The sequence below is a fragment of the Streptococcus sp. HMSC064H09 genome, from assembly GCF_001812625.1.
Taxonomy (GTDB): domain Bacteria; phylum Bacillota; class Bacilli; order Lactobacillales; family Streptococcaceae; genus Streptococcus.
In genome coordinates this window covers 1-8312 of sequence record NZ_KV809558.1, presented here as the reverse complement: position 1 = coordinate 8312, position 8312 = coordinate 1, and the positions used below count along the sequence as shown (strand labels likewise).

Below are 8312 nucleotides of genomic sequence, written 5' to 3'. Positions count from 1 at the left end.
ATAAAGAATTTAACAACCGTGTAACTCCTCCAGACGAACCTAAGTTCCAACCAGAGAAATACGTTCTTAGCGATGGTAACGGTAAGTTCGATATCACTGGTACTAAACTTCTTGATGACGATAAAGAGTTGGCTGACAAGTACGCAGATACAAATGCGAACCCATATGCGGATAAAGCTGATAACAACGAAGCAGAAAACATCAATACTAAAGCTGTTAAACGTGGCGACACTATTAACTACCAAGTATGGCTTGATACAAATCAATTTGATGCAAACAATAAGGATAACATCCAAACTGTTGGTATCACTGATGATTATGATGAAGCTAAATTGGAAGTTAAGCAATCAGATATCAAGGCTTACGATGGTAAGACTGGTGCTGATGTTACTGACAAGTTCGACATCTCTATCGCTAACGGCGTGATTACTGCTAACCTTAAAGCTGGCTTCACTAAGTCACTTGGCGATGCAGAAAACACTCAAATTATCGATACTACTAAGTTCGAATTTGGACGTTACTACAAGTTTGTCATCCCAGCTAAGGTTACTGACGGTGCTTACGATGGTGCTGAAATTGAAAATACAGCAGCTCAAGTTGTAAACTACTACAACCCAACTACTAAGACTGTTGAAAAACCAAACAAACCAACTGAAAAACGTGTTAACAACGTTCCAACTGCTATCGAGTTGATCTTCGGTAAGACACTTAACGGACGTAAGTTGCAAGATAAAGAATTTACTTTCGAATTGAAAGATGAAAAAGGTAATGTTCTTGAAACAGTTAAGAATGATGCCGAAGGTAAAGTTAAGTTCTCTACTATCAACTATGCTAAAGCAGATCTTGGTAAGACATTCAACTACACAGTAGAAGAAGTTAAAGGAACTGATACAACTGTTACTTACGATAACATGAAAGTCAATGTTACTGTTCAAGTTATCCAACCTTCAGTAGGAGATCAATTGTCAACAGTTATCTCTTACGCTACAGTAGGTGGAGATGCTTATGGTGGTGACGATCGTGTCTTCGATAACAACGTAACTCCTAACTTCAAACCAGAGAAATACGTTGTTTCAGAACCAAGCTTCGACATCATTGGTAACAAACTTGCTGATGACGACGATTCAGCTGATAAAGTTGAAATCCAAAACTTGAATGGTAAGACCCTCAAACGTGGTCAAAAGATCTACTATCAAGTATGGCTTGATACTCGTGACTTCACTGCAGAAAGCAACCTTCAAACAGTTGGTATCACAGACAACTACGAAGAAGCTAAGCTCGATATCGACGCTTCTGAAATCAAGGTTTACGATGGTATCACTGGTAAGGATGTTACAGACAAGTTCGATATTAAAGTTGAAAATGGTGTTCTCTACGGTACATCTAAAGCAAGCTTGACTAAAGCTATTAGTGCAACAGATGCTACTCCAGTCATCGATACAACTAAATTCGAGTTTGGTCGTTACTATAAATTTGATATCCCAGCTGTTGTTAAAGACATTGATGCTAACGACGGTGTAGATATTGAAAATACAGCTAACCAAACAATTCACCAATACAACCCATTCAATAAGAAAGTTACAACTCCTGAAAAACCAACTCAAACACGTGAAAACAACGTTCCAGTTCCACTCGAGTTCAACTTCACTAAACGACTTGAAGGCCGTGAGTTGACTGCAGGTGAGTTTAGCTTCGTATTGAAAGACAAAGACAACAAGGTTCTTCAAACAGTAACCAACGATAAAGATGGTCACATCAAGTTTGAAAAACTCTTGTTCAACAAAGCTGATCTTGGTAAGACATTCACTTACACAGTTGAAGAAGTAGCTGGTAAAGATACTTCAATCACTTATGATGCTATGAAAGCAACTGTAACAGTAGAAGTTACTAAGGAAGGCAAAGTTCTCACAACTGTCGTTAACCACGCTTCAACAGGCGGATTCGCTTCAAGCGCTAACGATAAAGAGTTCAACAACAAAGTTCGCCCACCAGAAACACCTAAGTTCCAACCAGAAAAATATGTTGTTTCTGAAGCAAAATTCGATATCACAGGTACTAAGCTCGTTGATGATGATAAAGAATTGGCTAACAAGGTTGCAGATACAAATGCTAATCCTTACGCTGATGATGCATCAAACAACGAATTGGAAAACATGAATACTAAGTCTGTTAAACGTGGTGATAAACTTGTTTACCAAGTATGGCTCGATACAACTAAATTCGACGCCAACAACAAGGATTACATCCAAACAGTTGGTATCTCTGATGACTACGACGAAACTAAGTTGGAACTTGACGCTACTAAGATTAAAGCTTACGATTCAGTAACAGGTGAAGATGTTACCGCTAAATTCGACATCACAGTTGAAAACGGTGTAATCACAGCTAACCTTAAAGATGGCTTCACTAAGTCACTTGGTGATGCTGCAAACACTCAAATTATCGACACAACTAAGTTTGCCTTTGGTCGTTACTATAAATTTGATATCCCAACCACTGTTAAAGACACTGTTCCTGGTGGTGTAGATATTGAAAATACAGCTGGACAAGTTGTTCACTACTACAACCCAACAACTAAGAAGGTTGAAACACCTAAGGTACCAACTGAAAAACGTGTTAACAGTGTTCCAGTTGAAGTCGGATTCAACTTCACTAAACGTTTGGAAGGTCGTGAGCTTAAAGCTAACGAATTCACATTCGAGTTGAAGGATGCAGCAGGTAAAGTTGTTGAAACTGTTAAGAATGATGCAGCTGGTAACGTTAAATTCTCTAAACTTGAATTCAAGAAAGGCCAAGAAGGCGTTCACAAGTACACAGTAGAAGAAGTCAAAGGAACTGATGCAACTGTTACATACGATACAATGAAAGCGAATGTAACAATCACTGTTTCTCATGATGGTACTGCTAAAGCTCTTGTAGCAACTGTTGGTGAAATTGCTGATAAAGAATTCAACAATGCTGTTCGTCCACCAGAAAAACCTAAGTTCCAACCAGAAAAATATGTTGTTTCTGAAGCGAAATTCGACGTAACAGGTACTAAACTTGTTGATGATGATAAAGAATTGGCTAATAAGGTTGCAGATACAAATACCAACCCTTACGCTGATGATGCATCAAACAACGAATTGGAAAACTTGAATACTAAGTCAGTTAAACCTGGTCAAAAACTTTACTACCAAGTATGGCTTGATACAACTCAATTTGACGCTAACAACAAGGATCATATCCAAACTGTTGGTATCACTGATGACTACGATGAAACTAAGTTGGATGTCGATGCATCAGCAATCAAGGCTTACGATTCAGTATCAGGTGCGGATGTAACATCTAAGTTCGACATTAAGGTTGAAAATGGTGTTGTTACAGCTAACCTTAAAGATGGCTTCACTAAGTCACTTGGCGATGCTGAAAACACTCAAGTTATCGACACTACTAAGTTCGAGTTTGGTCGCTACTATAAATTTGATATTCCTGCAACGGTGAAAGCAGACGTCGCTGGCGGTGTGGATATCGAAAATACAGCAGCCCAAGTTGTTAACTACTACAACCCAACAACTAAGAAAGTTGAAAAACCAAACGTACCAACTGAAAAACGTGTTAACAGTGTTCCAATTTCAGTAGAATTCAACTTCACTAAACGTTTGGAAGGCCGTGAGCTTAAAGCTAACGAATTCAGCTTCGTGCTTAAAGATTCAGAAGGTAAGACTCTTGAAACTGTAAGCAATGACGCTGCAGGTAACGTTAAATTTGCTGCTCTTGAATTCAAGAAAGGTCAAGAAGGTACTCACAACTACACTGTAGAAGAAGTTAAGGGTACTGACGGAACTGTTTCTTACGATTCAATGAAAGCTCTTGTCACTGTTGAAGTATCACATGATGGTAAAGCGAAAGCTCTTATCACTAAAGTGAACGACCCAGCAGATAAAGAATTCAACAATACTGTTCGTCCACCAGAAAAACCTAAGTTCCAACCAGAGAAATACGTTGTTTCTAAAGAGAAATTCGATATCACTGGTATGAAACTTGTTGACGATGATGCTGAGTTGAAAGATAAAGTAGGCGATACTAACAAGGATCCTTACGCTGACAGCACAGCTAACAACGAAGCTGAAAATATCAATACTAAGACACTCAAGAAAGGTGATAAGTTTGTCTACCAAGTATGGCTCGACACAACTAACTTCACTGACGCTCACAATATCCAATCTGTAGGTGTTACAGATAAATATGACAGCGAAAACTTGAACATCAATGTTGCTGATATTAAAGCATACGACTCTGTAACAGGAGAAGATGTGACAGCTAAGTTCGATATCCAAATCGTTGACGGTGTGATTACTGCAACATCTAAAGCTGACCTTACTAAGTCACTTGGCGATGCAGAAAACACACAAGTGATCGATACTGCCAAATTGGCATTCGGACGCTACTACAAGTTCGATATTCCTGCAACTATCAAAGGCACTGCTAAAGATGGTGTAGACATCGAAAATACTGCGTCACAAATCGTTCACCAATACGACCCAACTAAGAAATCTGTTGAAAAACCAGAAAAACCAACAGAAAAACGTGTAGTCAATATCCCAACTAAGGTTGAGTTTGAATTCACTAAGAAACTTGAAGGTCGTGAACTTAAAGCTGGTGAGTTTAGCTTCGTACTTAAAGACAGCAAGGGTAATGTGATCGAAACTGTAAGCAATGATGCTAACGGTAAGATCAAGTTCTCAGCTCTTGAGTACAAACGTGGTGAAGAAGGTACTCACGTCTACACAGTAGAAGAAGTACAAGGTAACGATGCAACTGTTACCTATGATAAGATGGTTGCTACAGTCGTTGTTTCAGTAACTAAAGACGGTAAAGTCTTGACAGTAACTTCTCAATTGCCAGAAGATACTGAGTTCAACAATATTGTGACACCACCGACTCCTCCAACACCACCGACACCACCAACACCACCAACACCACCAACACCACCGACTCCTCCAACTCCAGTGGTTCCACCAGTGACACCACCAACTACACCAGAAGCTCCTAAAGGACCAGCACTCCCTGAAACAGGTGATGATGCGTCTATGGCAGCTATGGCTCTCGGAGGAATCCTTGCGGCAGCTGGACTTGGTTTGGCAGGAAAACGCAAAAAAGAAGACTAAGATAGTTCATAGGTTAAATCCCTCAACATAGTTAGTTAGACTATTTCAGTTTTCGAAAAAGAGACTCACCCCGATAGGGGTGAGTCTCTTTTGTGTCTAAAAATAATCTGACAAATATATTTTTCTGATTATTAAATTAGTTATAGGGATAAGTATGAATAAACTTATAGAATTATTTTAAAATCAGGGGATAACTTATAAAAAGTATTTATAACGAGTTATAATAAAATTGTAATAGCTAAACTTAAGTGAGCAGATGTTTATATTATAAAAGATTATAAAAAAAGAAAATAATAAAATTATGGGATTTTGTATTGAAAATTTACATTTTTTTGATAACATAATGGAAAGGGGATTAGAATAAATTTTTAGGAAGGGCAATTGGATAGTTAGAATTCCAATTGTTTTGGAGAACTATGGGTAAAGATTTATTCAATGAGAAGAAAAGTCGCTTTTCTCTCCGCAAATTAAATATCGGGGTTTGTTCGGTATTGCTAGGAACACTTATTATGATTGGTGGGACTGCACAAGCAGATGAAAATACTGAAACGACAGCTGCACCGATTACGCCAGTAGCAGAAGCAGGTGAAACGACGGCGTCTTTAGTCGAGACTAGAACAGTCGCAGAGACAACGCCTGCAGTGACAAATCCTGTTGCAAGTGCAACAGCTGCAACAAGTGCTGAAGCACCAGCTACTGTCGCAACGCCTGCGACGTCAACAGCGCCTGCAACAACTACGGAGAGCGCTACATCACAAGCTGCAGCAACATCAGAAGCACAAGCAAGCACATCAGCAGCTCCAACTTCTGAAACTGCACAAGCATCGACTTCAGAGGCTGCTCAAGCAAGTAATTCTTCTGAAGCTGAAAAACCACGCGTTCGTTCACGTCGTGCGGTTCCTGCTGCAGCATCTACATCTGCAACAGAAGCATCTACTAAGAATGTATCAACTTCAATTGAAGCTGGTGACGAATATGTTACGATTCGTACAGATGCAGCTTCAACTGTTAAGGTAACGGTAGATGGTCAAGAAGTCTCAATTAACGGGGCAGATGGTGTTTATACCTTCAAACGTCCATCAGCAGGTGGTACTGTCGTAGCAACAGCTACAGATGCGTCTGGTAAAAATGCTACGAAACAGTTAATTGTCTCACCAAGTACTGTAAATGGTGTCATTAAACCTAGTGATTCATCACTTACAATTACTAATAAATTTGACACTACTGGTATCACAACTGATAAGGAATCTCCTTACGTTGTTAAGAACGCTGGTGTTGAGTTTAATAAAGTCAATGACGATGGTACCATCTCTCTTACTGGGACATCATGGACGCGTCTTGCGGGTGGATGGGCTAAGGATAAAGCTTTCCCTCTTGGAGCTCATGTGATTTTGAACTTCCAAAATCCAACCTTCTATGAAAATATTGAAAAAATCACAATCAAACCAACGGCATCAGGAAGTGCACAAAGCTTTACACCTCATGAAGATGGTTCAGTTTGGTCAGTTCCAATTGCCAACAACACTGTAGCTTCTGGTGGTATTGGGGCAGCTTATGACCACCCAATTACTATTACCTTGAAAAATGGCAAGACCTTAAACGATCTTGGACTTGCAAACACACCATTGTCATTCTCATCTGCATGGATTACAGGTAAGGACTACGGTAGAGTAATTCCTAATAAATTGGTTCGTGAAAGTATTGACAACTCATGGTTTATTGCCTCAGATAACGCTAAGAAAACTGCGTCTGATAATGGTTTGACCAACGCCTTTACAGGAACTCCTGGTAAGGGTGTGAATACACAACCAACTCTAAAAGTACTTCCACGTTTTACAAGCGATGGTAAGGCAGATTCAATTGAATTGGTTTATACCATGAAAGTATCTGCGGCTATGGGTGTTGTGAACTTAGGTTCAAATACCTTCCAATCTGTGCCTTATATCGAACAAGAATTGCCTAAGAGTCTCTTGCCATATCTTGATTTGAATGAAACTTATATTTACAAATCTGATGCGGATGGCTCTGCTGTAAGTGGTGTTCAAAAAACTAAGGTTGTCATGGATGCATCAGGGAAACTTGATACACGTAAGACAGATGCTATTAGTATTGCGACAAAATCTAACCCATCACAAAGTGATGTTGATAAGGTTCGTAGTTATATTGACAAAAATATCTTAGGTACTGCCTCAGGGCAACTTGGTTCATATACCATTTCTTACAAGATTAAAAACACAGTTGATTCAGTCGAATTGGCTAAGAAATTGAATGCTGAAATCAAGAAAAATAACGGCATGCTTCTCTTTGAGCAATGGATGGAACGTGGTGTTAAACCAAACTTGAGTGCTATTCAACGTAGCTGGAAAGGTAATACAGAAGGGGTTCATCAAGGATCATATGCCAATGCCTTCCTTGATACTAACCTTTTGATTGTTAATGCACCTAAGAATCAAACTTATGATGTGACTTACAGTAAATCAGTAGTCACTGCTGGTGACACAACTCAGCCACAAATTCCACTTGTACGTGATGTTGAAGGCAAGGAAGTACCTGTACCTTCAGGTACAACTTTCAAAGCTGGCACACTTCCAACTGGAATTGACTCTGTTTCTGTGGATGAAAATACAGGGGCTATCACAAGTAAGACTTCTGCAAATGCAACTCCTGGTTTGGTAAATGTGCCAATGCTTGTGACATATCCAGATGGAACAACTGAAACAGTTGATGTTCCAATTGAAATCAAGGCTAAACAAACAGATGCTGATAAGTATGAACCAACAGCTAAAAATCAAACGGTTAACATTGGCGACACACCAGATGCCAAAGGCTCAATTGGTAATGTTTCAGATCTTCCAAGTGGTACTAAGTTTGAGTACAAGACACCAGTAGATACAACAACTGCAGGTGAAAAAGACGCAACAGTAGTCGTAACTTACCCAGATGGTTCTAAGGACGAAGTTCCAGTTAAAGTAACCGTTAAGGATCCACGAACAGATGCAGACAAGAACACACCAACTGCTAAGGATCAAACCGTTAACGTAGGCGAAACACCAGACGCTAAAGGTTCAATCGGCAATGTCTCAGACCTACCAAGTGGAACAACCTTTGAATACAAGACACCAGTCGACACAACAACAGTTGGTGAAAAAGACGCAACAGTTG

At 39.5% G+C, this 8312-nt stretch carries 2 protein-coding genes; both read left to right on the top strand.

What is annotated here, in order from left to right:
* Nucleotides 1–5150 (top strand): SspB-related isopeptide-forming adhesin (locus HMPREF2867_RS02415; RefSeq protein WP_141750980.1); only part of this gene is annotated, 5150 nt, incomplete at its 5' end.
* Between the two features lie 416 nt (nt 5151–5566).
* On the top strand, nt 5567–8312 hold a 2746-nt coding region (locus HMPREF2867_RS11680; protein ID WP_070575495.1), incomplete at its 3' end, for a Rib/alpha-like domain-containing protein.